The organism is Arthrobacter sp. P4_F10, assembly GCF_056401435.1.
This window is the reverse complement of record NZ_JBFUJJ010000002.1, coordinates 350,687-373,736: the sequence shown is the minus strand read 5'-3', so window position 1 is coordinate 373,736 and position 23,050 is coordinate 350,687. Positions and strand designations below refer to the sequence as shown.

Here is a 23,050-nt window from a genome sequence, read left to right as displayed (position 1 = left end):
CGTCTTCGCCCAGCGCCGCCGAGGGGGGCGCAGGCGCCACCGCAGGTAGAATTGGGCTGTGCCTGTATACCTCGACCACGCCGCCACCACCACCCTCGCCCCGGAGGCGCTGGCTGCACTGACGCGCGAACTGGCCCGGACCGGCAACCCTTCCTCGCTGCACGGATCGGGCCGCCGTGCCCGGCGCTCCGTAGAGGACGCGAGGGAAGTGCTGGCGGCGGCCGCCGGTGCCCATCCCTCGGAAGTCATCTTTACCTCCGGCGGGACCGAGGCGGACAACCTTGCAGTCAAGGGCCTGTACTGGGCGCGGCGCGCCGAGGACCCTGCGCGTACCCGCATCCTGTGTTCCGCCGTCGAACATCACGCGGTGCTGGACACCGTCGAATGGCTCGAACGGCATGAAGGTGCCGAGGTCTGTTGGCTCCCGGTGGACGCCGAGGGCCTCGTGGACCTGGCGGTGCTCGAGGCCGAGCTGTCCCGGGATCCGGCGTCGATCGCCCTGGTGACCGTCATGTGGGCCAACAACGAGGTCGGCACCATCCAGCCCGTCGCCCGCGTTGTGGAACTGGCCCACGCTGCCGGCGTGCCCGTCCACTCCGACGCTGTCCAGGCTTTCGGCTCCATACCCGTTGACTTCCGCGGGACGGGCCTGGACGCGATGTCCGTCTCCGGGCACAAGATCGGGGGACCGGTTGGCGTCGGCGCACTCATCCTGGGCCGGGCGGTGAAGCTGACACCGGTCCAGCATGGCGGCGGCCAGGAACGCGACGTCCGCTCAGGGACCCTGGACACTGCGTCGATCGCCGCCTTTGCCGCGGCCGCCGAGGCAGCCGCCGCGAAACTCCCCGAGGAGGCCGCCAGGATCGCGGCCCTTCGGGACCGGCTGATCGACGGCGTCCATGAGGCCGTCCCCGAAGCCGTGCTCCGGGGCGCCCCGGGCCCCGGGAGGTTGCCAGGCAACGCGCATTTCACGTTCCCCGGCTGCGAGGGAGACTCGCTGCTGTTCCTGCTGGACCTCGCCGGCGTCGAATCCTCCACGGGCTCCGCCTGCACTGCAGGTGTTCCGAGGCCCTCACATGTGCTGCTGGCCATGGGCCTGGATGAGGACACGGCGAGGGGTGCGCAGCGTTTCACGCTGGGGCATTCCTCGACCGACGCCGACGTCGATGCCCTGCTCGCCGCACTGCCGGGCGCCTACGCGCGGGCCCGCCAGGCCGGCATGGCCGGGCATGAGTCCAGCATCCAGACCGCGGGAACGGTGGCCCGTGAATCTGCCCGTCAGGCTTCCGCGGGGAGCTAATTCAGGAGTTGATCCAGCGGTGCCGAGGAATCGGCTAGCAGGTCCGGGCTCACGGGGGTGCGTGCGCTGATCAGCGCCTTGATCGCTTTCTGCGGCTTGGCGGAGCGGGGCCAGTTGACGTTCATTCCGGCCACCACCTCGCCGCCCCGCTGCCAGAAGGCAATGAACTCCTTGTCCGCAAGCGAGCCGCGGATGACCGGTGGCCCGCCTACCAGCGTGGGGAAGCCCGAGTACTCCATGCTGACGTCGTACTGGTCCGTGTAGAAGTACGGGATGGTGTCCAGTGCGGCGTCGAGGCCGAGCATCGCCTTGGCAGCCACCTTGCCGCCACCCAGGGCATTGGACCAGTGCTCGCTGCGGTGGTGCTCTCCGGTGAACGGGTGCAGGGCATTGGCGACGTCGCCGGCGGCGAAGATCCCGGGCATCGAGGTCCGCAGCGACGCGTCGGTGAGTATGCCGTTGCGGATCCCGATGCCGGCCGCCTCGGCCAGGCTGAGCTCCGGCACCACGCCCACGGCGATGACCACGACGTCGGCGGGCAGGACCTCGCCTGCGTCGGTGACCACCCCGGTGACCCGTCCTGACCGCCCCTGAATCTCGGCAGCGGCCGCCGGAAGTCGGAACCGCACGCCGTGGGCCTCGTGCAGCTCGCGGAAGAAGCCACCCAGGTCCGGGCCGATCGCCGCCCCGAGCGGCACCTCCTCCAGCCCCAGCAGGGTGACGGAATTTCCGTAGGTGCTGGCGGCGGCGGCCAGTTCCATCCCGATCCAGCCGGACCCGATCATGACCACGTTCAGGCCGCCGTCGGCGAGGCGGGCGTGGAGGCGCCGGCTGTCCTCCACCGTCCGGAACGTGCTGACGCCGTCGAGCCCGATGCCTTGCAGGGGGATGCTTCTGGGCCGCGCTCCCGTGGCGAGCAGCAGGGAGGCGTACTCCAGCTGCCCGCCGCCGTCCAGAACCACGGCCCGGGCAGCCGGGTCCAGAGCCGTGACCTGGACGCCGAGCCGGAGGTCGACGTCGTTCGCGTCGTACCAGTCTTCGGGCACCACCGGCAGGGCGTCGTCGCCGGCCTTGCCCAGCAGGTACTCCTTGGACAGCGGCGGGCGTAGGTACGGCTGGTGGGACTCGGCGGCCACCAGCACCACCGGGCCGCTGAATCCCTCCCCCCGCAATGTCTTGGCTGCGGTGGCACCGGCCAGTCCGCCGCCCACGATCACGATGTTTTCAACAGCCATGTCCGCTCGATTCCCGCGTCTGCGCGCTTCCGATTCTAAAACCGCTAGTCCTGACGCTAGAAGCGGGAAGCGGCCCCGTCAAGGCTTTTTGGGGAGGATTCGGCGTGGCGATAGAATGGCGTCGCAGGCATTGTGCTATTTCCCCGGACTTTCAGCGAGCCACAGCCCGGTGCCTGCGACACCCTGAACCCTATAGAAAGCCAGTATGCGAGTTCTTGCAGCAATGAGCGGCGGCGTTGATTCCGCCGTTGCCGCCGCCCGCGCCGTCGAGGCGGGGCACGACGTCGTCGGCGTCCACCTCGCGCTGTCCCGGATGCCGGGCACCCTGCGAACCGGCAGCCGCGGCTGCTGCACGATCGAGGACTCCCGTGACGCCTGGCGTGCCTGCGATATCCTCGGGATCCCCTACTACGTCTGGGACTTTTCCGAGCGGTTCAAGGAAGATGTGGTCCAGGATTTCATCGATGAATACGCCGCCGGCCGCACTCCCAATCCGTGCATGCGCTGCAACGAGCGCATCAAGTTCGCCGCCCTGCTGGAGAAGGCCATCGCCCTGGGCTTCGATGCCGTCTGCACCGGCCACTACGCCAAGGTCATCACCGACGCCGACGGCAACCCCGAGCTGCACCGTGCTGCGGACTGGGCCAAGGACCAGAGCTATGTGCTGGGCGTGCTGACCCACGAACAGCTCAAGCACTCGATGTTCCCGCTCGCGGAGACGCCGTCCAAAGCCGAGGTGCGCGCGGAGGCGGAGCGCCGCGGCCTCTCGGTGGCGAACAAGCCCGACAGCCACGACATCTGTTTCATCCCCGACGGCGACACCGCCGGCTGGCTCGCCGAGAAGATCGAAATGACCACGGGCGACATCGTGGACGAGTCCGGGGCGAAGGTCGGCGAGCACCCGGGCGCCAACGCGTTCACCGTGGGCCAGCGCCGGGGCCTGAAGCTGGGCACCCCGGCCGCGGACGGCAAGCCACGGTTCGTGCTGGAGATCCGGCCCAAGGAAAACAAGGTGGTCGTGGGCCCGGAGGCGCTGCTCGCCATCGACGAAATCCGCGGCATCAAGGTCTCCTGGGCGGGGCTGCCCATCGCCGAAGTGGCCACTGGCGAGGAGTTCGACTGCTACGCCCAGGTCCGTGCCCACGGCGACCCCGTCCCGGCCCGCGCCCACATGGCGGGGGACGAGCTTGTGGTCACCCTCACCGAGCCGCTGCGCGGCGTGGCTCCCGGCCAGACCGTGGTGCTCTACCAGGGCAGCCGCGTGCTGGGCCAGGCCACAATCGATGCCGCGCGCTCGCTGCAGCGGGCAGCGCTTTAGGCGCCCGCCACACCGAATCCAGCGAAGGGCCCCGCCACGTGGCGGGGCCCTTTGTCGTGTGGCCTCGGCCGTCCAGGCGTCCGGATGCGCAGGACCCTGCCGAAGATCCGGGCGGAATCCTGAAGAAAATGAGAGAAACCTTCGAATCGTGTAAATTTTGTGTCTCAACTCACAAAATGCAACGTTTCACCGAATGATTGTCTGGTTGAATCTAGGGATCAGCAAAGCGTGCCGCCCGACGAGTCACTCGTTTCACTTCGGGCTGCGCTAGAACGCATCGAACAGAAAGTTCACAGATGGCAATGAACAAAAAGGCCTGGCAGAGCGTCATCGCGCTGGCCGGGGTTTCCGCCTTTGCACTGACGGCCTGCACCGGGCCGACCGGCGGCGCTGGCGGGTCATCAGCCGCAGCTAGCGGTCCGATCGCCTACGGCACCACGGACAAGGTCACTGCCTTGGATCCGGCGGGCGCGTATGACAACGGTTCGTTCATGGTGATGAACCAGATCTACTCCTTCCTCCTCAACTCGAAGCCCGGCAGCGCAGATCCCGTGCCGGACCTGGCCGAGTCCGCGTCCTTCACCTCGCCGACCGAGTACACGGTCAAGCTCAAGCCGGGCCTCAAGTGGGCCAACGGCCACACGCTCGACTCCAAGGACGTCAAGTTCTCCTTCGACCGGCAGACCAAGATCAACGATCCTGCCGGTCCCGCAAGCCTGCTGACCAACATCGAAAGCATCACCGCCCCCGATGCCAACACCGTGGTCTTCAAGCTGAAGCAGGCGAACGACCAGACCTTCGCTCAGATCCTCAGCAGCCCCGCCGCGCCGATCGTAGACGATGAAGTCTTCCCGGCCGACAAACTGCTTGACGACGACTCGATCGTCAAGGCCAAGGCGTTCTACGGCCAGTACGTGATCGACACGTACAAGAAGAACGAGCTGGTCAGCTTTAAGGCATTCCCTGACTACCAGGGAGTCCTCGGCAAGCCGGCCAACGATGCCGCCACGATCAAGTACTACGCCGACCCCACCAACATGAAGCTGGACATCCAGCAGGGGAACATCGACGTCGCGAACCGCAGTCTGAGCGCCACCGACGTCGATGACCTGAAGAAGGACTCCAAGGTCAAGGTCAACGTTGGCCCCGGCGGCGAAATCCGCTACATCACGTTCAACTACGACACCATGCCGTTCGGCGCCAAGGCTCCGGATGCAGATCCGGCCAAGGCGCTCGCCGTCCGCCAGGCCATCGCGAACCTCGTTGACCGCCAGTCCATCGCGGACCAGGTCTACAAGGGCACGTACCTGCCGCTGTACTCCAACGTTCCCAGCGGTTTCCTCGGTGCCAACGAATCGTTCAAGGACGCATACGGCGACGCCGGCAAGCCGAGTCTGGACAAGGCCAAGAAGGTCCTGGCCGACGCCGGTGTGACGACCCCCGTCTCGATGAACCTGCAGTACAACCCGGACCATTACGGCAAGTCCTCCGGCGACGAGTACGCCATGATCAAGGACCAGCTGGAGAAGTCCGGTTTGTTCAAGGTCAACCTGCAGTCCACGGAATGGGTCACCTACAGCAAGGCCAGCCGCGCCGATGAATACCCGCTGTTCCAGTTTGGCTGGTTCCCGGACTTCAGCGACGCCGACAACTACCTGACCCCGTTCTTCCCGGAGGGCGGCTTCCTGAAGAACCACTACAACAACCCGACCGTCAACGACCTGATCAGCAAGCAGCTCACCACCGTTGATAAGACTGAACGCGAGTCCACGATCAAGGATGCGCAGAATGCCCTCGCCAAGGACATCTCCACGCTTCCGTTGCTCCAGGGCGCGCAGGTTGCCATTTCCGGCAGCGGTGTCAAGGGTGTCGATTCCACCCTCGATGCCTCCTTCAAGTTCCGTTTGGGAACTATTTCCAAGTAAGGCTGCATCCTTGCTGTCCTGACCAGCCTGCGAGGCGGGGCGCCCTCAAGGCGCCCCGCCTTTGCTGGTCATTGCCGCACCCCGCAGTTCACGCCGGCCCGCCCAAGGCCGCGACAGCACAATCTTAGGTACCAATGACAACATTGACTGAGGCGCCGCTAAACGACGCCGACGGACTTCTTCCGTCCAAGAAAAAATCCTCGGGTGGGGGCTTGGGGACCTACATCCTGGTCCGGTTCTTCCTGATCATTCCGACCATTTTCATTTTGGTGACTTTGGTCTTCTTCCTGATGCGGGTCATCGGCGACCCCATCACCGCAGCCCAGGGCGGCAGGCTTCCCCCGGAGGCGCTCGCGCAGCGCATCCACGAGGCCGGCTACGACCGCCCGATCCTCGTGCAGTACCTCGAATACGTTGGCCAGGTGGCGACCGGCAATTTCGGCACCACCATCACCGACCGCCGGCCCGTTGTCGAAATGATCATCACCTTTGGCACGGCAACCCTGGAACTGGCCATCAATGCCCTCATCGTGGCGCTCTTGGTCGGCATCCCGCTCGGGCTCATCTCCGCCTACAAGCGCGATAAGGCGCCCGACGCCGTCCTGCGGTTCTTCGCCATCCTCTGCTATGCCACCCCGGTATTCTTCGCTGGCCTGCTGATGAAGCTGGCCTTCTCCGTCTGGCTCGGCTGGCTGCCCGTCGCAGGACGGGCCTCCACCAGGACCGAACTGGCCATGGGAAGCCTGGCCGCACCGACCGGGATCTATTGGCTGGATGCCTTGCGCAGCGGCAACATGGCCGCGTTCGGCGACGTCGCGGCCCATTCAGTCCTCCCCGCACTCACCCTGGGGCTGCTGACGGCAGGGGTCTTCCTGCGGCTGGTCCGCACCAACGTCATCGGCACACTCGGCAAGGACTACGTCGAGGCCGGCAGGTCCCGTGGCGTTAGTAATTACCGCCTCGTGACCAAGCATGCCTACAAACCGGCCCTCATCCCGATCATCACGGTCATGGGGCTCCAGATTGCCCTCCTGCTAGGCGGCGCCGTCCTCACGGAGTCCACCTTCGAGTGGAAGGGCCTCGGCTACCAGCTGGTGCAATACCTGAACGCCCGCGACTTCGTCGCCGTCCAGGGAATCGTTGTAATGCTGGCGGTCATCGTTGCCGTCACGAACTTCATCGTGGACGTCGTCGCAGCCCTGATCGACCCGCGAGTGAGGTACTAGCCATGAATGCAACCAAAGTAAGCGGGCGCAAGCAGCCCCTCTTCTACCGGCTGCCGGTGATCTCGCATTTCCGCTCGAGCGTCGGGCTTCAGCGCGGCATGCTCGTCACCGGCCTGGTCCTGTCCGTCGTCTTCCTGCTCGTCGCCGTGTTTGCGCCGTGGATCGCGCCCTACGGGTTTGCCCAGCTCAGCGACGCCGCGGGTCCCTTCCCGACACAGCAGCCCCCCAGCCCGGCGCACATCTGGGGCACCACGGTGGGTGGCTATGACGTCTATTCCCGAGTGCTCTGGGGTGCCCAGACCGCCGCGGTGGTCATCATCGTCGCCGTGGCCATGTCGATTTTCCTCGGCGTAGCCCTCGGCCTTGTCAGCGGGTACTTCGGCGGCTGGCTCGACCGGGTGTTCGTGGTGATCGCCGATGCGATCTACGCTTTCCCGTCCCTGCTGCTGGCCATCGTGATGTCAATCGTCATCAGCCACGGCCAGTCCAGTTTCTGGGGAGGCATTGTTGCCTGCTCCATCTCCATCTCGGTGGTGTTCGTCCCGCAGTACTTCCGCGTCATCCGGGCCGAGACCATACGGCTAAAGGCGGAGCCGTACGTCGAGTCAGCCAAGGTGGTGGGTGCCTCAAGCATTCGCATCATGGGTCGGCACATCTTCAAGAACGCAACGCGCACGCTGCCATTGATTTTCACGTTGAATGCGTCCGAGGCCATCCTGACCCTGGCGGGCCTCGGCTTCCTGGGGTTCGGCATCGAACCGACGTCCGCCGCCGAGTGGGGTTACGACCTGAACAAGGCCATAGCAGACGCCTCCTCGGGCATCTGGTGGACCGGTGTTTACCCCGGTACGGCGATCGTCCTGACCGTGCTTGGGCTGACCCTCGTCGGTGAGAGCATCAACGACCTCAACGATCCCCGCCTGCGGGGCCGCAAGAAGGCTGTGGCAGGCAAGGGCGGACCTGACTCCACCGCCGGTGCCCAGGCTGCACTCGAAGCAGAATCGAGAGTTCTATGACCATCAACATCGACAAGCCCGGCCAGGGCGCAGGCCCGGTCCTGGACATCGACCGCCTCAAGGTCACGTTCGCCACTGATGCCGGGGATGTGTACGCCGTCAAAGACGTCAGCCTCCAGGTCAACCCCGGCGAGGTCGTGGCCATCGTTGGCGAATCGGGATCCGGCAAGACTGTGACGGCCAAGACCATCCTGGGGCTCTTGCCGGAGACGGCCATCAGCCAGGGCGCGGTTCTGATCAACGGCAACAACGTCATCAGCGTCAGCGAGGCGAAACTGCGGGAGATCCGGGGCCGCGATGTGGCCATGGTGTTTCAGGAACCATCCACCGCCCTTAACCCGGTCTTCACCGTGGGCTGGCAGATCGCCGAAGGAATCCGCGCACACGCCGGCACCGGCGGCCGCAGCAAGGTCTCGGCCAAGGAAGCCAAGGCGCGGGCAATTGAAGCCCTCCGCAAAGTGGGCATCCCGGACCCGGAAACGCGGGTCAACTACTACCCGCACCAGTTCTCGGGCGGCCAGAAACAGCGCGTTGTGATTGCCGCAGCGCTGGCCCTGAACCCTGGCCTCATCGTGGCGGACGAGCCGACGACTGCCCTGGACGTCACCGTGCAGGCCGAGATCCTTGAACTGCTGCGGGACCTGCGCGACAACTACGGAACGTCCATCGTGCTGATCACGCACAATATGGGCGTTGTCGCCGACCTCGCCGACCGCGTCGTGGTCATGTACCAGGGCGACGTCGTGGAGGAGGCATCCTCACGGGTGCTCTTCGCCCAGCCCAAGGAGGACTACACCAAGAAGCTCCTCGCCGCTGTGCCGCACCTGGGCCGCAACTCCGCGTCGGAGGGCATGGTGGAACGCGCCCACCAGGGCGGCAAAGTGCTAGTTGAGGCCAAGAACCTGACCATCGAGTACCCTGGGCGGCTGGGCAGTCCGGCCTTCAAGGCCGTCGACGGCGTCAGCTTCACCGTGTCTGAAGGCGAAGTTTTCGGTCTCGTGGGGGAGTCGGGTTCCGGCAAAACCACCATCGGCCGGGCGATCGCGGGTCTCAATCGGACCACGGGGGGCAGCCTGAACGTGCTGGGTTACGAAATGCTGAACTTCAAGGAGCGCACCTTCAAGCCGCTCCGCAAGGAGATCGGCTTCGTGTTCCAGGACCCGGCGGCCTCGTTCAACCCGCAGCTGACCATCGGCGACTGCGTGGCGGAACCGCTGATCATCCACTCCAAACCGACCGCGGCTGAGGCGCGCAAGCGGGTCGGCGAGCTGCTCGAGTCCGTGCAGCTGCCGGCGTCGTACGCTGACCGGTTCCCGCACGAACTCTCCGGCGGGCAGCGCCAGCGCGCCTCGCTGGCGCGGGCGCTCATCCTGAACCCGAAGCTGCTCATCGCCGATGAGCCGACGTCGGCCCTGGACGTGTCCGTGCAGGCCGTGGTGCTGGAGCTGTTCAAGGAGATCCAGCAGGAGTTCGGCTTCGCGTGCCTGTTCATCAGCCACGACCTCGCCGTGGTGGACATGCTCTCCCACTGGGTCGGCGTGCTCTACAAGGGAAAGATGGTGGAGCAGGGCCTCGGCAACCAGGTGATGGGCAACCCGCAGCACGACTACACGAAGAAACTCATCGCCTCGCTGCCTGTTCCGGATCCCGACGAACAGGCCAGGCGCCGCGAGGCGTTCAAGGCCGTGCTCCACAGCTAACTGCCACGACCGAGTCTGGGCCGATGCAGCGCCGGGCCTGGCTCGTGCAGGGCCACTGCCAAATGGGCATGCCCACCTTTCAACGAACGGTGGGCATGCCCATTTTGGTGTCTCCGGCGGCCGACTGCAACGGCGCTTAACAGCGGGAGGCATTGGCCGCCGTGCCCCTAGACTGGACCAATGACCGAGCAGAACCTCAATCTTCCTGAAACCGATTCCTACGACCCGGCGGCAAGCTCCCTGGCCGGTTCCGTGGATCCCGCGGTAATGGCGGAGCTGTTGTCGATCCGCTCAAGCATCGACAACATCGATGCTACCCTCGTCTTCCTCCTCGCCGAACGCTTCAAGGCCACCCAGAAGGTCGGCTTCCTCAAGGCCGCGCACAAGCTTCCCGCAGGGGACCCGGGCCGCGAAACGGCGCAGATCGCCCGGCTGCGGCATCTCGCGGCCGAGGCCCACCTGGACCCGGCGTTCGCGGAGAAATTCCTGAACTTCATCATCGGTGAGGTCATCCGCCACCATGAGGCCATCGCCGAAGACCATCAGGCCGCCCAGGCCTCCGGCTCCGCGGACGCGGCCCGCGCCGCAGACGCCTAGCCATGGCCGGAACAGACTCGCCCGCACCGGGCCAAGTGACCGCGACGGGCCTGGGCCCGTGGCCCGGCGAGGACCCGGCCGAGGCCGCCCGCATCATCCGCGGAGAACTGGGCAGCCCGCATCTGCCGTTCCTTGCCGAACTTCCCGACCGCGGCGTCGGCTCAGATGCCTTAGGCCGGACCGCGTCCCTGCTCGTGGAGCTGGCCGTCGACGTCCAGCCGCATGGCTGGAGGTTCGTGGACCGTCCCGGCAAGGACCTGCAGCGGGCGAAATCCGCCCTGTCCACCGACATAAACATCCTGGCGGACGTGATCGGGGTCGAGGAAGTGCCGTCGGAGGATATCAAGATCCAGCTGCGCGGGCCGCTCAGCCTTGCCGCCGGCCTGCACCTGCACAACGGGGAACGGGCCCTGATCGACTATGGCGCCCGCCGCGAGATTGCGGCTTCGCTGGCAGCGGGTGTGGAAGGCTATCTCAAACGGGTGGCAGAGGCTGCCCCCGGTGCCCGGATCGTGGTGCAAATCGACGAACCGGAGATTGCCTCCGTGCTGGCCGGCACGATTCCCACCTCCAGCGGTTACCGGACCTTGCGCTCGGTGCCGGGCCGGGAAGTCACCGAGTCCTGGCAATTGGTCGTCGACGCGCTCCGGGCCGCGGGCGCCGTCGAAACCGTCGTGGCCGTCTCCGAAGTCGAGGCGCCCTTCGAGCGGATCCTGGCGGCGGGCGCCGACGGAATCGCCGTGCCGCTCCGGGCCCTGACCTCGCGCCAGTGGGAACAACTCGCGGGCGCGGTGGAGGCCGGCAAACGGCTCTGGGCCGGCGCGCTGGACGTGTCTGATCCCACCGCGAGGTTGCCCAGGGTTGGCGACGTCGTGGAAAACGTGTGGCGCCCGTGGCGGCAGCTGGGTCTTCCCGCGTCCACGCTGGGGGCGCTGCGCGTCACGCCGTCGGAGGGCCTGGCGGGGCACTCACCGGCCGCGGCGACGGCGGTCCTGACCCGGCTGACCCAGGTGGCGGACGGCCTCAACCAGCTGGCCCTCGGCTAGCGCAGCCGAMGGGACTGCCGGCGCCGCAGGGCCTGCCGGGGCCGCCGGATGCTCCCGTCAGATCCTGCTCTCCCAGCCGTCCGGACGGGCGTGCGCTGGCAGGTAGCCCGGCGTCGCAACTCCACCGGGGTAGGGCTCGAGCCGGTAGTCGAAATGGCCGGCGTACACCAGTACCAGGCCGAGCTGGGGCTGGATCACCTTGACCTGGATCCGGTGCCGCCCGCCGTCCTGGGGCTCCCACCACTGCTCGGCATAGGCCTTGGCATCGACGGCGGCCGGCAGCGGAATCCGCAGCGGGCCCAGGAACAGCCGGGACGCCTCGGACACGCCCCGGAGCCGGCCCTCCGGCGTGACGCTGAGATTGAGGTCCGTGACGAGCCGCCGGAAACGCCCTACATAGTCGACCAGCCCCGGCGTGTGCCCGCCGTCATCAAACCCGGAGTCATCAAAACTGGTGGTGTCCTGAAACAGCCGGGTGGTACCGGGGAAGAAGATTTCCCGCCGGGCCGTCAGGCTTGACCTGCCGAACGGGTCCAGGTGGGCGTGGTTCTCGATCCGGAAGCGAATGCCCTCGCCGTACTCGGGAAAGAAGGCCTGCTCGCCGGTGGTGAGCCGGAGCAGGGGACGCAGCCAGGCCTGACGGCAGCCGACGACGTCGAACACCCCTTCGCCGACGCCGTAGTGGCCCGACCCCGGTGCCAGGGCGAAGTAGTCTTGGAGCTCAGGCTGTAGTCGGGCAAAGTCGCTGCCCAGGGCGCGCTCGTAGATGGGGGTGTTCACGGGTTCCTCCTGCGGTCCGGGCCGGTTCACTTGGCCTGTCCACAGCATGCAGGACAACGCGGCGATTGTCACAGCGTCCCGTGCATCGGCGGGGTCCGGCGTCGGTGGCAGGCCCGCCTGCGCCATGCCGGTGGGCCGCCCGATACGACAAAGCCAATTCAATGGGGGAATATATAACTATGAAGGCACGCATTCTGGTAGTGGATGATGACGAGGCGCTCGCCGAGATGATCGGTATTGTGCTGCGCAATGACGGCTTTGAACCCGTCTTCTGCGCGGACGGCGGACAGGCGCTGGACGTGTTCCGCGCCTCCAAGCCGGACCTCGTCCTGCTCGACCTCATGCTTCCGGGAATGGACGGCATTGAGGTTTGCCGGCAGGTCCGTGCCGAGTCTGACGTCCCGATCGTGATGCTGACCGCCAAGGCGGATACCTCGGATGTGGTCCGCGGCCTCGAGTCCGGGGCCGATGATTACGTGCCCAAGCCGTTCAAACCCGCCGAGCTTGTCGCCCGGGTCCGGGCCCGGCTCCGTCCGGGTGACCAGAAGGCTCCGGAAACCCTGCGGATCGCCGACGTTACGATCGACGTCGCCGGCCACCTGGTCAGCCGCGGCAATGACCGGATTTCCTTGACCCCGCTGGAGTTCGACCTCCTCGTCGCCCTGGCCCGCAAGCCGTGGCAGGTGTTCACCCGTGAGCTGCTCCTGGAGCAGGTCTGGGGCTACCGGCACGCCGCAGACACCCGGCTGGTCAACGTCCATGTCCAGCGGCTGAGGTCGAAGATCGAACGTGACCCCGAAGCTCCCGAAGTTGTATTGACGGTCCGTGGTGTCGGCTATAAAGCAGGTTCCTGAGCCTGCGGACCGCGGTGTCCGGCAGGCCATAGACACGGACACAGCGCCGGACACGACGACGGCAGAGCCATCCGCGGCATCATCCGCAAAGTCATCCGCGTCGTCAACCGCAGGGCCGTCCACCCCACCCGGGCACGGAACGCCGCCTGCCGGCAGCGGGCCGGGACTTCGGCGCGGACTCGCCTTCCGGACCCGGTTGTGGGCAAAACGCGCGAGGATCGTTGGCGTCAGGGTCGCGCGGTTGGTCCGTACCGCGATGCAGCGTCTCTTGCCCGGTATCAGGTACCTGCTCCGGGCCGTGCAGCGGAAGTGGCGGCGTTCGCTGCAGTTCCGCACCGTCCTGACCACGCTGATGCTGGCCATTGGTTCATTCGCGGTAGTGGGCGCGTACCTGTCCAACCAGATCGCCAACAACCTGTTCCAGGAACGGCTCGCCCAGGCCGAATCCGAGACGCGCTACAACGTCAAGCAGGTCCAGGACACGTTCGACGGCGCCCAGGTCACGGACCAGTCCAGCGTCATCACCCTGGTCTATGACACCCTGAACGCGGTCGAAGGCCGCGGATCCGTGATCCAGAGGCGCTACGTCTTCGAGGCAATGCCGGAGCAGACCAAGCCGCGCAACCGTTGGGTTGAATCCCGGGCCTCGGACCAACTCACCATCGGCGTCATCCCCCCGGACCTGCGCAAGGCCGTGCAGAACTCGGGCAAGGACCAGTACTGGGCGTCCACGCAGTTCCCCGTGGGGACCGAAGACCGGCCCGGCATCGCCGTCGGCAACAAGGTGACCTTCAACGGCACCGTCTACGAGCTCTACCTCATCTATGACCTCAACACGGCGCAGAAGACGCTGGACGAGATCCAGAACGTCCTGCTGGCCGGCGGTGCCGTGCTGGTGCTCATGATCGGCGGCGTCGCCTGGTATGTCACCCGCAACGTGGTCAGCCCGGTCAGCCATGCTGCCGTCGTCTCCGAGAAGCTCGCGGCCGGACAGCTGCAGGAGCGCATGGTGGTCAAGGGCGAGGACGAGGTCGCCCGGCTTGGTGCCTCGTTCAACCACATGGCCGCAAGCCTTCAGGAACAAATCACGCAGCTGGCCACGCTCTCGCAAATGCAGCAGCGGTTCGTCTCCGATGTCTCCCACGAGCTCCGCACGCCGCTCACCACCGTGCGCATGGCCGCGGAAGTCCTCTATGACGCCCGCGAGGACTTCGACCCCATCAACAAGCGGTCCGCGGAGCTGCTCTACAATCAGGTGGAACGCTTCCAGTCGCTCCTGGCGGACCTGCTGGAAATCTCCCGCTTCGACGCCGGCGCAGCCACCCTCGACGCCGAACCCACGGACATTGTGCAGCTCGTCGCGCACGTCATTGAGGGAGTGGCACCCGTCGCCGCCGAATACGGCTCCGCCGTTACCCTCAACGCCCCGGCCGGGAGCGTCATTGTCGACATGGACGACCGCAGGATCGACCGAATCCTCCGCAACCTGATCCTGAACGCCCTCGAACACGGCGAGGGCCGCCCGGTGAACATCTCGGTGGCCGCAAGCGACACAGCAGTGGCCGTGGCCGTACGGGATCACGGAATCGGCATGACACCGGCTGAGGCGGCCCGCGTCTTCGACCGCTTCTGGCGCGCCGATCCCGCCCGTGCCCGCACCACCGGCGGCAGCGGGCTGGGGCTGTCCATCGCCGCCGAGGACACCAAGCTCCACGACGGCTGGCTGCAGGCCTGGGGGAGCAAGGGCCACGGGTCGAACTTCCGCCTGACCCTTCCGCTGCGCCGGCATGAGCCGATCACCAGGTCCCCGCTCCACCTCGAACCCGTCAACGTCGGGCTCCCGGAGACGGGCCGCCAGCGGACCATGGTCTTGCTGGACCCGCAACGGTCCGCGGAGACCCCGGCCGCGACACCAGGGGCCGGGACACCAGGGGCCGCGGCCCGCGGGACCATGGCTGACGGGTTCAGGGGATTTAGTGGCGACTTTTCTGGCGACGGCGGCGGCGCCGTCGGCGGGGCAACCCCGGACGGCGGCTCGGCCGGCCCCCGGGAAACCGGCATGGAGGGCAGGGCATGAACGGGGTTTCGGGCAAGTTCACCCGCGTGGGGGCTGCGCTGCTGGCTCTCCTCCTGCTCCTGTTGACCTCGTGCGCCCAGATTCCGCGCTCGGGGCCGGTGGGCAAGAGCACGGACGAGAGTGCGGGAAACCCCAACGCCCCGGTCTTCTTCCCGGCCGCGCCCCGTCCCGGCGCCGGACCCGAAGCAGTGATCGAGGACTTCTACCTCGCCGGCAGCGGCTACGAGGACGACTACGCCGTGGCCCGGCAGTACCTCACGCAGGCTTCATCGGTGGCGTGGAAGCCGGACCAGCGGGCGCTCGTCTTCCGGAAGGCCGCTGTGGTGGCCACCGGCGTCGAAAACGTCTTCAACTACCAGCTCGACGTCGCCTATTCGGTGGACGCCGACGGCGTGGCCACGCAGCTTCCCGAGGGCACTACCGAAAACATCCCCGTCACCCTGACCCAGGTGGACGGCGAGTGGCGAATCTCCGATCTCCCGGACGGCACGGCCATTCCGGAAGAGACCTTCAAGGTCATCTACGGCGCCTACCCGATCTACTTCTACGACCCCACATTCACGTACGCCGTACCCGATGTCCGGTGGTTCATCCGGAAGAAGACCGTCAAGGCGATGACGAGCGCCCTCCTGGGCGGCCCCGCCCCCTACCTCAAGGGCGCCGTCGTCAGCGCGTTCCCCTCGGGCATCAAGCTGGCCCGCGAGTCTGTGCCCGTCGTCTCCGGTGCCGCGCAGGTGGATCTCACCGCCAAGGACCTGGTGGAGGCCTCCAACGAGGACCGGCTGCGGATGCAGACACAGCTGGCCCTGACGTTCCGCAGCCAGCCGGATGTCGTCAATGTTGAGCTCCGTGCCAATCAGGACCTGGTGCGCGTCGAGGACAACGGCACGGTCCTGCCTCCGGTCCGGGACGAAAGCGTCCCCGCTTACCAGATCGCCGTCAGCAACAATGACCTGGTCCGGTACGAGAACAACAGGCTCTCACCGCTGCCGGACATCCAGTCCGTCGCGGCACTGTCACCACGGGCCCCGGCGGAGTCGACCGAGTCCCAGGCCGCCGCGTTCCTCAACGCCGCCCGCACCACGATGTACTCGATCGTTCCGGGCCAGCCCGCCAGGGCACTGTCCACGCGGGCTACGCTGTCCCGGCCTTCGTTCGGCCGCTACGACTGGGTCTGGACCGCCGGGCCGGGTGCTGCCGGCGCCACCGAGGTAGTGGCCTACCGGCCGGTCGGTGTGGCGGAGAACGCCAGCGTGCCCACCGTGACCCTGTCGCCGGGATGGCTCGCCGGCCGGACCGTCAAGGAGTTTCGGATTTCCCGGGACGGTACGCGTGCACTGGTCATTTCGGAGCAGAACGGCAAGAGCAAGGTCCAGATCACCGGGATCATCCGGAACGCGGACGGCACCCCGAGGGATCTGACCACGCCCCTGACTCTCCTGACTCCCCGGGATCCGGATCAAGGGGTCTGGGTGGATGACACCACGGTCGCGGTCATGAAGGCTTCCGGCAGCGATGCCGTCTCGCCGGAACTGTTGTCCCTGACCTCGGCGCAGCCGCAGCAGCTGGCACCGTGGCCCGGACTGACGGCCCTCAGCGCAGGCAACGGGACATCCGAGCTCTACGGCCAGTCCGCCGAGGGGATCTTCCAGCGGCTGGGCAACGGCTGGTCACCGCAGCTCAAGGGCCCTATCGACCCGTCCTTCCCCGGCTGACCCAGCGCCTTCTGAGCCAGCGCCTTCTGACCCAGCGCCTTCGGGCGGCGGCGCCTTCCGAGCCAGCGCCTTCGGGCCGCGGCGCTGGGCCGCTATCCGTGGGCCGCTATTGGTGGGCGGCTACCAGCCAGGGCCGGTGAGGGCGCCGGACGGCGTGTTGTCCACATAGCGGGCCGCGGGGCTATAACCGGGGGCGCCCACGGTCCAGGATCGAAGGATGAACAGCCACACGGGCCAGGGCGCCGGCCAGGGGCGGCCGGCCGCGGACCCGGACCTTGCCCCGCCCGCACCGACAGCGGCGCGACACCGCGGCAGCTACGCGCGGCCGCTGGCGAGGCTGTGCGACCTGACGGCCGAGGCAGCGGCGGAGGTGCTCGCCCTGGCCCTTCCAGTGGACTGCGCCTGCTGCGGGGCGGAGGACTTGGCACTCTGCGGCGCGTGCTCCCGGAAGCTCCGCCTGCTGACGCTGAGGCCTTTCCGGGCAGAGGCCCAGGCTCCGGCCCTGATGGATATGGACGGGTCCGTGCTGCTGCCCGTGGTGGCGGCCGGGGCGTACCGGGCCGAGCTGGCGCAGTGCCTGCTGTCCTTCAAAAGCCACGGGCAGGCCCGGCTGGGCGCCGAGCTGGCCCGGGGCCTGGCGCGGGCGCTCCATGCCGCGGCCGGGCCGGCGCAGGGACTCGTCCTCGTCCCCGTGCCCACGAGCACCGCCGCATTCCGCAAGCGGGGATTCAGTCCCGTCCACCTCCTGCTCCGTCGGCTGGTCCGCGGCCATGCAATCCCAGGATTCACCGTCGCGGACGCGCTTCGGAAAACCATGCCGCCCGCGCGGAGCCGGATGCCCCCCGCCTTGCCACTGTTGGACTGGTTGCGGGCCGGCCGGAAAGCGGACGGCTACCTGTCCGGCGGACAGAAAGGACTGGGCCGGGGTGCCCGCGCCCGGCGCGTACGCGGATCCATGCGGACCAGGTCCGGCCCATGGCCTGCCCGAGTCGTGGGACGTTCCTGCATCATCGTCGATGACGTGCTGACCACCGGTGCCACCTTGGCGGAGGCGGCCCGTGCGCTTCGGGCCGCAGGGGCCATTGTCAGCGGCGCCGTCGTGGTGGCCGCGACACGCCCGCCGGCCACCGCCGACGTCGGCGCCGCCAGCCCCGCGGTGGCGCAGGGGAACGGCGGGACGCAAAAAAATAAACCGTAAAAGGATGAATAACAGGTGTCTATGAACTAACGTCGAAGATGGGTACCAAGAACAGATGTACCTGTCGATAGCGGCTCGGAAAGGGGCTCGACTGTCAGTCAGATCGGCCCCGGGAAGTACCGCCGTCGTGTCACCGAAGTCATTTGGAGGGCACCATGGAGTTCATGATCAGCGGACGCAACTTGACGGTCTCAGACCGGTTCCGCGAATATGCCGACGACAAGATCTCAAAGATCGCGTCGTTGGGAGACAAGGTCCAGAGGGTAGACGCGAAGGTCACCAAAGAGACCAAAGCCCGCCAGACCGCCGAATCGCTCACGGTTGAGTTGACAGTCCTGGGGCGCGGCCCAGTAATCCGCGCAGAAGCGAGTGCCGCCGACAAGTTCGCTGCGTTCGATCTCGCTTACAACAAGCTTCTTGAACGCCTGCGCAGGGCCAGGGACCGCAGAAAGGTCCACCACGGCCGGCACACGCCGAAGTCCGTCACCGAGGCCACGGCAGCCCTGGAGCCGGCGAGCCCCAGCGAACCGCTCTACGTGGAGGCGGCGCAACAGCTTCAGGCCCAGGCGCCGGCGGCAGAGAAGTCGCCGTACGATGTCGAAAACGATATTCCGGCCGGCGATTCGCCCGTGCTGATCCGCAGGAAAGTGTTCGCCGCGGCCCAACTCACCCTCGATGACGCCGTCGACAACATGGAACTTGTGGGTCACGACTTCTACCTTTTCGTGGACAAGGAGACCAAGGCGCCGTCGGTCGTGTATCGCCGTGACGGCTGGACCTACGGGGTCATCTCCCTTGACCAGACGTGCGAGCCCGGACATTCGAGTCTGGAAGAGAAAATCCTGGCCTACCGTTCAGAGGATGAGCCCGCCAGCGCATAAGCTGGTGCAGACTTTTCCGACGAAGGGACTAACGTGCAAGCATCGCTGAGCCTGGCACAGGCACGGCGGATCGCATTGGCAGCCCAGGGATTGGAGAAGGAACGGCCCGCCGGACCCGTGAGCGCACGGGCGGTGGGCCGTACCTTTACCCGGCTGCACCTGGTCCAGATCGACTCCGTCAATGTGGTGTCCCGCAGCCACTTCCTGCCCTTCTTCTCGCGGCTCGGCAACTACGACCGAGCGATCCTGGCGCGGATGGCGGGGACCCACCCGCCCCGGATGATGGAGTACTGGGCCCACGAAGCCTGCTTCATCCGGCCGGACCACTTCCACGACCTCGTGCAGTGGCAGAACCGCAAATGGGTGGGCGCGCACAGCATGGACCCCGAACTGCGCAACGGGGTGGCGGCCAAGGTGCTGGAAACCCTGGCCGCCGGGAAACCGATGACCGCCGCCGAACTCACAGCCCGGCTCGGCCACGTGGAGGATCAGCAGCGGGAGAACTGGGGCTGGAACTGGAACGCCGTCAAAAGGGTGCTGGAACATCTCTTCGAAGAGGGCGTGGTCTCCGCCTCCTCCCGGACCGAATCCTTCGAACGGCGCTACACCCTCACCGCCAGGGTGCTCCCCGGCCCGGGCGTGGAAGCGGCGGCGCCAGAACCGGACGCGGCTGCCGCGATGGACCGGCTGATCGACGCCGCGGCCCGGGCCCACGGTATTGGGACCGTGCGGTGCTTCGCGGACTATTTCCGGACCCCGCAGAAGGCAGCCGCCGTGGCAGTGCGGAACCTCGTGGACAGCGGCAGGCTGGAACCGGTCGCAGTGGCCGGCTGGGACCGGCCCCTGTACCGCCACGCGGAGGCGAAGCTTCCGCGCTCAGCCACCGGCCGGGCGCTCCTGAGCCCCTTCGACTCCTTGGTGTTCGAACGCCGGCGGCTCGAGGAGCTGTTCGGGTTCCACTACCGGATCGAGATCTACACGCCCGAGCCGAAGCGGAAGTACGGCTACTACGTTTTGCCGTTCCTGCTCCGCGACGCGATCGTCGCCCGGGTGGACCTCAAAGCGGACCGGGCCGGCGGCCTGCTCCTGGTAAGGACCGCCCATGCGGAAGCCGGCGCGCCGGCGGACACCGCCGTCGAACTCGCCGCGGAACTGCAGCTCATGGCAGAGTGGCTGGGGCTGGACGGGGTAGTTGTCTCGCCAACGGGGAACCTCGCGCCGGCGCTCGCCGAAGCCGTCGCTGCCCGGTAATTCGCACTATCCGCTGTGAGGGAACAGGCGCCACCGGCCCTGCGTCTCTCCCGTAGACTAAACACGCCAGAATTCGGCAGCTTGAGACTGGGAGCAACTTCACGTGGCATCACTTATCGAAAAACTTCTCCGCACAGGTGACAAAAGAACCCTGCGGCAACTGCGGAACTATGCCGATTCCATAAATGCCCTGGAGAGCTCCTTCCAGACCTTCACGGATGCCGAGCTCCGTGAAGAAACTGACCGCCTGCGCGAACGCCACCAGGCCGGCGAGAAGCTGGACGATCTGCTGCCCGAAGCCTTCGCGGCTGTCCGCGAAGCTTCATCCCGTACCCTTGGCATGCGCCACTTCGATGTCCAGCTCATGGGCGGCGCCGCCCTGCACCTGGGCAACATCGCCGAAATGAAGACCGGTGAAGGCAAGACCCTGGTGGCCACCGCTCCGGCCTACCTCAACGCCCTCGCCGGCAACGGCGTCCACGTCATCACCGTGAACGACTACCTCGCCGAATACCAGTCCGACCTCATGGGCCGTGTCTACCGCTTCCTCGGCCTGACCAGCGGCTGCATCCTGTCCAACCAGGATCCCGCGGTGCGCCGCGAACAGTACGCCGCGGACATCACCTACGGCACCAACAACGAATTCGGCTTCGACTACCTGCGCGACAACATGGCGTGGGACAAGTCCGAGCTCGTCCAGCGCGGCCACCACTTCGCCGTCGTCGACGAAGTGGACTCGATCCTCATCGACGAGGCCCGCACCCCGCTCATCATCTCCGGCCCGGCCCAGGGGGACACCAACCGCTGGTACAGCGAATTCGCCAAGGTGGTCACGCGCCTGCACGCCGAGACCGACTACGAGGTCGATGAGAAGAAGCGCACCGTCGGTGTCCTCGAGGCCGGCATTGAAAAGGTCGAGGACTACCTCGGCATCCACAACCTCTACGAGTCCGCCAACACCCCGCTGATCGGCTTCCTGAACAACGCCATCAAGGCCAAGGAACTGTTCAAGCGCGACAAGGACTACGTCATCCTTGACGGCGAGGTGCTGATCGTCGATGAGCACACCGGCCGCATCCTCGCCGGCCGCCGCTACAACGAGGGCATGCACCAGGCCATCGAAGCCAAGGAAGGCGTCGAGATCAAGGCCGAGAACCAGACGCTCGCCACGGTGACGCTGCAGAACTACTTCCGCATGTACGACAAGCTCGCGGGCATGACCGGCACGGCCGAGACCGAGGCCGCCGAGTTCATGAGCACCTACAAGCTCGGCGTCGTTGCCATCCCCACCAACCGCGACATGACCCGGATCGACCAGGCCGACCTCGTCTACAAGAACGAGACGGTCAAGTTCGACGCCGTCGTCAAGGACATCACCGAACGCCACGAAAAGGGCCAGCCGGTCCTCGTCGGCACCACCAGCGTCGAGAAGAGCGAATACCTCTCCCGTCTGCTGGCCAAGGAAGGCGTCCGGCACGAGGTCCTGAACGCCAAGAACCATGCCCGGGAAGCGTCCATCGTGGCCCAGGCCGGCCGCAAGGGCGCCGTCACGGTCGCGACCAACATGGCCGGCCGCGGTACCGACATCATGCTCGGCGGCAACGCCGAGTTCACCGCCGTCGCCGAACTGGCCAAGCGGGGCCTGGACCCGGAGGATAACTCCGAGGAATACGAGGCCGCCTGGCCCGAGGCGTTCGAATCTGCCAAGCAGGCCGTCAAGGACGAGCACGAGGAAGTCCTGAACCTGGGCGGACTCTACGTGCTCGGCACCGAACGCCACGAGTCCCGCCGCATCGACAACCAGCTCCGCGGCCGTTCCGGACGCCAGGGCGACCCAGGCGAGTCCCGGTTCTACCTCTCGCTGACCGATGACCTGATGCGCCTGTTCAACTCCGGCGCGGCAGAACGGCTCATGAACAGCTCGGTGCCGGACGACGTCGCCCTCGAATCCAAGCTCGTCTCGCGCGCCATCGCCTCGGCCCAGGGCCAGGTGGAAGGCCGCAACGCCGAACAGCGCAAGAACGTCCTGAAGTACGACGACGTCCTGAACCGCCAGCGCGAGGCAATCTACGGTGACCGGCGGCGCATCCTCGAAGGCGATGACCTCCACGAGAAGGTCCAGTACTTCCTCGAAGACACCATCAACGCCTTCATCGACGAGGCCACGGCCGAGGGCACCGGCGATGACTGGGACTTCAACCTCCTGTGGTCCAATCTCAAGACCCTGTACCCCGTGAGCTTCACCCCGCGCGACGTCATTGACGAGGCCGGCGGCAAGTCCCGCGTCACGGTCGACTTCCTCCGGGAAGAGATCCTCTCCGATGCCCGCCTGGTTTACCAGGCCAGGGAGCAGGCGATCGGCTCCGAGAGTATGCGCGAACTGGAGCGCCGGGTGGTCCTGTCCGTCATCGGGCGGAAATGGCAGGAACACCTCTATGAGATGGACTACCTCAAGGAGGGCATCGGGCTGCGCGCCATGGCCCAGCGCGACCCTCTGGTGGAGTACCAGCGCGAGGGCTTCATCATGTTCCAGGCCATGATGGAGGCCATCCGCGAGGAGAGCGTCGGCTTCCTGTTCAACCTCGACGTCGAAGTGACGCCGGCCGAGGACGTTGTGGTGGCCGATGCCGAGGGCCAGCACACCGAACACCACGAGCCGCAGATCCATGCCGCCGGACTCGAGGCCCCCGAGAAGCCCGCGCAGCTGCAGTACACCGCCCCTGGCGAAGACGGTGCCGCCCAGACCCGGATCGAGGCGAAGGGCACCGGACGCTCCGGAAACCCGGCCAAGGCCGCGGCGCAGGACATCGGCCGCCGCACGGCAAAGAAGAAGCGGCGCTAGGCACGACGCCAACATGGGGGAGGACCGGAGCAACAGCTCCGGTCCTCCCGTGTTTTGTGCCTCCTTTCCCTGGCAGGCCGGGCCCGGTT

General features: G+C 66.8%; 17 protein-coding genes. 15 read left to right on the top strand and 2 right to left on the bottom strand.

The genetic code is table 11. The annotated features are described in order from the left end of the window. Positions 1–58 precede the first annotated feature (58 nt). Positions 59–1,300 carry a cysteine desulfurase family protein gene (locus tag AC1DR1_RS04605; RefSeq protein ID WP_229993181.1) on the top strand — a complete coding sequence of 414 codons (1,242 nt, stop codon included), beginning with the start codon at positions 59–61 and terminating at the stop codon, positions 1,298–1,300. Here AC1DR1_RS04605 and AC1DR1_RS04600 read toward each other — a convergent pair. After that, a complete protein-coding gene (locus AC1DR1_RS04600; RefSeq protein ID WP_229993180.1) occupies positions 1,297–2,535 on the bottom strand; it encodes an NAD(P)/FAD-dependent oxidoreductase in 1,239 nt (412 codons plus the stop codon). The genes AC1DR1_RS04605 and AC1DR1_RS04600 overlap by 4 nt on opposite strands. Positions 2,536–2,740: 205 nt before the next feature. Between AC1DR1_RS04600 and mnmA the strand changes: the two genes are divergently transcribed. The 7 genes from mnmA to AC1DR1_RS04565 all read left to right on the top strand — a co-directional run bounded on the left by mnmA (position 2,741) and on the right by AC1DR1_RS04565 (position 11,363). Further along, positions 2,741–3,853, top strand: coding sequence for a tRNA 2-thiouridine(34) synthase MnmA (gene mnmA, locus AC1DR1_RS04595; protein ID WP_081801692.1), 1,113 nt, complete (start codon positions 2,741–2,743; stop codon positions 3,851–3,853). Positions 3,854–4,149: 296 nt separating this feature from the next. Next, positions 4,150–5,778: an ABC transporter substrate-binding protein gene (locus AC1DR1_RS04590; RefSeq protein ID WP_229993179.1), complete on the top strand. Its 1,629-nt coding sequence runs from the start codon at positions 4,150–4,152 to the stop codon at positions 5,776–5,778. Between the two features lie 134 nt (positions 5,779–5,912). After that, a complete protein-coding gene (locus AC1DR1_RS04585) occupies positions 5,913–7,004 on the top strand; it encodes an ABC transporter permease (protein WP_229993178.1) in 1,092 nt (363 codons plus the stop codon). Between the two features lie 2 nt (positions 7,005–7,006). After that, the gene (locus AC1DR1_RS04580) at positions 7,007–8,020 is read left to right on the top strand and encodes an ABC transporter permease (protein WP_229993177.1); all 1,014 of its coding nucleotides are present in this window, start codon (positions 7,007–7,009) and stop codon (positions 8,018–8,020) included. After that, entirely contained in the window at positions 8,017–9,720 is a 1,704-nt protein-coding gene (locus tag AC1DR1_RS04575; protein ID WP_229993176.1) for an ABC transporter ATP-binding protein, read from the top strand. Before AC1DR1_RS04580 ends, AC1DR1_RS04575 begins: the two co-directional genes overlap by 4 nt. A gap of 180 nt (positions 9,721–9,900) precedes the next feature. Next, the gene (locus AC1DR1_RS04570; RefSeq protein ID WP_229993175.1) at positions 9,901–10,317 is read left to right on the top strand and encodes a chorismate mutase; all 417 of its coding nucleotides are present in this window, start codon (positions 9,901–9,903) and stop codon (positions 10,315–10,317) included. A 2-nt stretch (positions 10,318–10,319) separates the two neighbouring features. After that, positions 10,320–11,363 carry a uroporphyrinogen decarboxylase/cobalamine-independent methonine synthase family protein gene (locus AC1DR1_RS04565; RefSeq protein ID WP_229993174.1) on the top strand — a complete coding sequence of 348 codons (1,044 nt, stop codon included), beginning with the start codon at positions 10,320–10,322 and terminating at the stop codon, positions 11,361–11,363. Positions 11,364–11,420: 57 nt separating this feature from the next. Here AC1DR1_RS04565 and AC1DR1_RS04560 read toward each other — a convergent pair whose 3' ends face one another. Next, positions 11,421–12,143: a DUF4166 domain-containing protein gene (locus tag AC1DR1_RS04560; RefSeq protein WP_229993173.1), complete on the bottom strand. Its 723-nt coding sequence runs from the start codon at positions 12,141–12,143 to the stop codon at positions 11,421–11,423. A gap of 179 nt (positions 12,144–12,322) precedes the next feature. On the opposite strand from AC1DR1_RS04560, the gene mtrA reads away from it, so the two are divergent. The 7 genes from mtrA to secA all read left to right on the top strand — a co-directional run bounded on the left by mtrA (position 12,323) and on the right by secA (position 22,961). Next, entirely contained in the window at positions 12,323–12,997 is a 675-nt protein-coding gene (gene mtrA, locus AC1DR1_RS04555) for an MtrAB system response regulator MtrA (RefSeq protein WP_090583650.1), read from the top strand. Positions 12,998–13,193: 196 nt separating this feature from the next. Continuing rightward, complete coding sequence (gene mtrB / locus AC1DR1_RS04550) at positions 13,194–15,074, top strand: MtrAB system histidine kinase MtrB (protein ID WP_229993172.1); 1,881 nt, start codon at positions 13,194–13,196, stop codon at positions 15,072–15,074. Beyond that, positions 15,071–16,789 carry an LpqB family beta-propeller domain-containing protein gene (locus tag AC1DR1_RS04545; protein WP_229993171.1) on the top strand — a complete coding sequence of 573 codons (1,719 nt, stop codon included), beginning with the start codon at positions 15,071–15,073 and terminating at the stop codon, positions 16,787–16,789. Before mtrB ends, AC1DR1_RS04545 begins: the two co-directional genes overlap by 4 nt. Positions 16,790–17,006: 217 nt before the next feature. Next, positions 17,007–17,987 carry a ComF family protein gene (locus AC1DR1_RS04540; protein ID WP_229993170.1) on the top strand — a complete coding sequence of 327 codons (981 nt, stop codon included), beginning with the start codon at positions 17,007–17,009 and terminating at the stop codon, positions 17,985–17,987. 155 nt (positions 17,988–18,142) lie between these two features. Next, positions 18,143–18,868, top strand: a complete 726-nt coding sequence (gene hpf, locus AC1DR1_RS04535) for a ribosome hibernation-promoting factor, HPF/YfiA family (RefSeq protein ID WP_229993169.1) — start codon at positions 18,143–18,145, stop codon at positions 18,866–18,868. Positions 18,869–18,901: 33 nt separating this feature from the next. Then, entirely contained in the window at positions 18,902–20,119 is a 1,218-nt protein-coding gene (locus tag AC1DR1_RS04530) for a winged helix-turn-helix domain-containing protein (RefSeq protein WP_229993168.1), read from the top strand. 103 nt (positions 20,120–20,222) lie between these two features. After that, entirely contained in the window at positions 20,223–22,961 is a 2,739-nt protein-coding gene (secA, locus tag AC1DR1_RS04525; protein ID WP_229993167.1) for a preprotein translocase subunit SecA, read from the top strand. Positions 22,962–23,050: the final 89 nt, after the last annotated feature.

Excerpts from the sequence above, each read along its gene's own strand:
- AC1DR1_RS04600 (WP_229993180.1), bottom strand. The coding sequence starts at position 2,535 with ATGGCTGTTGAAAACATCGTGATCGTGGGCGGCGGACTGGCCGGTGCC.
- mnmA (WP_081801692.1), top strand. The coding sequence starts at position 2,741 with ATGCGAGTTCTTGCAGCAATGAGCGGCGGCGTTGATTCCGCCGTTGCC.
- AC1DR1_RS04590 (WP_229993179.1), top strand. The coding sequence starts at position 4,150 with ATGGCAATGAACAAAAAGGCCTGGCAGAGCGTCATCGCGCTGGCCGGG.
- AC1DR1_RS04585 (WP_229993178.1), top strand. The coding sequence starts at position 5,913 with ATGACAACATTGACTGAGGCGCCGCTAAACGACGCCGACGGACTTCTT.
- AC1DR1_RS04580 (WP_229993177.1), top strand. The coding sequence starts at position 7,007 with ATGAATGCAACCAAAGTAAGCGGGCGCAAGCAGCCCCTCTTCTACCGG.
- AC1DR1_RS04575 (WP_229993176.1), top strand. The coding sequence starts at position 8,017 with ATGACCATCAACATCGACAAGCCCGGCCAGGGCGCAGGCCCGGTCCTG.
- AC1DR1_RS04570 (WP_229993175.1), top strand. The coding sequence starts at position 9,901 with ATGACCGAGCAGAACCTCAATCTTCCTGAAACCGATTCCTACGACCCG.
- AC1DR1_RS04565 (WP_229993174.1), top strand. The coding sequence starts at position 10,320 with ATGGCCGGAACAGACTCGCCCGCACCGGGCCAAGTGACCGCGACGGGC.
- mtrA (WP_090583650.1), top strand. The coding sequence starts at position 12,323 with ATGAAGGCACGCATTCTGGTAGTGGATGATGACGAGGCGCTCGCCGAG.
- AC1DR1_RS04545 (WP_229993171.1), top strand. The coding sequence starts at position 15,071 with ATGAACGGGGTTTCGGGCAAGTTCACCCGCGTGGGGGCTGCGCTGCTG.
- AC1DR1_RS04540 (WP_229993170.1), top strand. The coding sequence starts at position 17,007 with ATGAACAGCCACACGGGCCAGGGCGCCGGCCAGGGGCGGCCGGCCGCG.
- hpf (WP_229993169.1), top strand. The coding sequence starts at position 18,143 with ATGGAGTTCATGATCAGCGGACGCAACTTGACGGTCTCAGACCGGTTC.